Here is a 1608-nt window from a genome sequence, read left to right as displayed (position 1 = left end):
CGCTCGAGGAAGGGCGCTTCGCCGATGCGGCGGAGGCGCGTGCCGCCGTCTTGGATCCGGCCGAGCTGGCGTCTGTCGAGTCGGAGGTCGAAGCCTACCGGTGCGCCTACGCCGAGGCCCTTGCCCGGTGCGAGGCACTGGAGGCGTCCTGTCCCGAGGACTGAGGTTGCGGCGGGCGCGGCCGTATCTTACGAAACGGTAAAAAACGGGCTAAACCGAGAATCCCGAGCCTTTTTCTCTCTGGATAGCGTATAGTATTCTCGTGCTCTCGAGGTGAGGGCGAGTGCTGCCGCCATGCAGCATGCAGTGTTGCCTCCTTGAAGGGTCAAGGAGAGGAAAGAGGATTTAAAATGGCAGAAGGTACCGTGAAGTGGTTCAACCCCGAAAAAGGCTATGGGTTCATCTCTCAGAACGATGGCGAAGACCTCTTCGTCCACTTCTCTGAGATCAAGATGGACGGCTTCAAGACCCTCGATGAAGGCCAGGCTGTGCAGTTCGACGTGACGACTGGCCAGAATGGCAAGCTCCAGGCTAGCAACGTGACGAAGGCGTAAAGCAACCTCACATAAAAAAGCCGAAATGGCCCCGCAGTGCGGGGCCATTTTTTATGCCGGGAGCGAGATTTTCCTTCAGCTTGTTTCTTGCTGCTGCTCGATTGGTTGAGAGCGGCTAGGCGACGCGCTACCATAAGCGCAATGGGCGGGGCTATGAGGGCAAGAAGGCGAGAGGGGTTGTTATGGACAACGTCATGACCATGCCGTGCACAGAGTTTGTGGGGGGCGGTGCGGCATCACGCGCACTTTCTGGAAGACGAGGCCTCCCGCGCTCGGCTGCGTCGGTTCCGCGACGCCATCCGCGCCGAGGGGGTGCGCGCGTTTCTGGATCGCGAGTACCCGGCCGGTGGCGACAAGGCTCTCATCGTGAACGTGACGGCGGGGCGCACTTGCTTGGTAGACGGCAACGCGCATTTGGTGGCGCTTGTCATGTGCGATGTCGGCGTCACGCTGGCCAGGCTCGTCGAGGAGTCGGGACGCGCCGACTTCGTGCGCCGATGGCACGACGGCTGGGAGGAGGGCTCCGGCCAGGAGGCAGCCTACGAGGTGTACCTTCCCCTGGATGCCGATACGAGCCGTATTCCCGAGGCGTACGAGGGCACCGACTGGTTTAAAGATCCGTCGCAGCCCACGAAGATCATGCCGGCTACCATCGCGTTCGATAGCCCCCTGTTCGCCGAGCGCGACCGCGGCCGGCCCTTGGGCGAGACCGCGCGCCTGGTGCTGGAACGGCTGGATTGAGCCAGGGGCCGCCACGACGTCGCGCAGCGGCCTCTGCCGGCTAGCAGATGAACATGGCGTCGCCGAAGGAGAGCATGCGGTAGCGCTCGGCGATGGCATGCTGGTAGGCGGCCATGATGTGCTCGCGCGTGGAGAAGGCGCTCACCAGCATCATGAGGGTGGAGCGGGGCACGTGGAAGTTCGTGACGAGGGCGTCCACCACGTGGAACTCGCTGCCGGGCAGGAGGTAGAGCGACGTGGCCTCGCGCTCGCGGGGCGTGACGGCGCCCGCCTCGGCGTCCCAGGCGCTCTCGAGGCTGCGCACGCTCGTGGT

General features: G+C 63.7%; 3 protein-coding genes. 2 read left to right on the top strand and 1 reads right to left on the bottom strand.

The window, feature by feature from the left end; genetic code table 11:
- The first annotated feature begins 350 nt into the window (after positions 1–350).
- Complete coding sequence (locus tag GPA_RS11500; protein WP_015539962.1) at positions 351–554, top strand: cold-shock protein; 204 nt, start codon at positions 351–353, stop codon at positions 552–554.
- Positions 555–782: 228 nt separating this feature from the next.
- The gene (locus GPA_RS11495) at positions 783–1295 is read left to right on the top strand and encodes a hypothetical protein (protein ID WP_041239544.1); all 513 of its coding nucleotides are present in this window, start codon (positions 783–785) and stop codon (positions 1293–1295) included.
- A gap of 40 nt (positions 1296–1335) precedes the next feature.
- Here the strand turns inward: GPA_RS11495 and GPA_RS11490 are convergent.
- On the bottom strand, positions 1336–1608 hold a 273-nt coding region (locus GPA_RS11490; RefSeq protein WP_041239543.1), incomplete at its 5' end, for an S-adenosylmethionine:tRNA ribosyltransferase-isomerase.

Origin of the sequence: Gordonibacter pamelaeae 7-10-1-b (assembly GCF_000210055.1) — a bacterium.
GTDB classification, from domain to species: domain Bacteria; phylum Actinomycetota; class Coriobacteriia; order Coriobacteriales; family Eggerthellaceae; genus Gordonibacter; species Gordonibacter pamelaeae.
Note: the sequence above shows the minus strand (reverse complement) of the source record. Positions and strands in the feature narration are given on the sequence as shown.

Coding starts and splice junctions, on each gene's coding strand:
- GPA_RS11500 (WP_015539962.1), top strand. CDS start 351: ATGGCAGAAGGTACCGTGAAGTGGTTCAACCCCGAAAAAGGCTATGGG.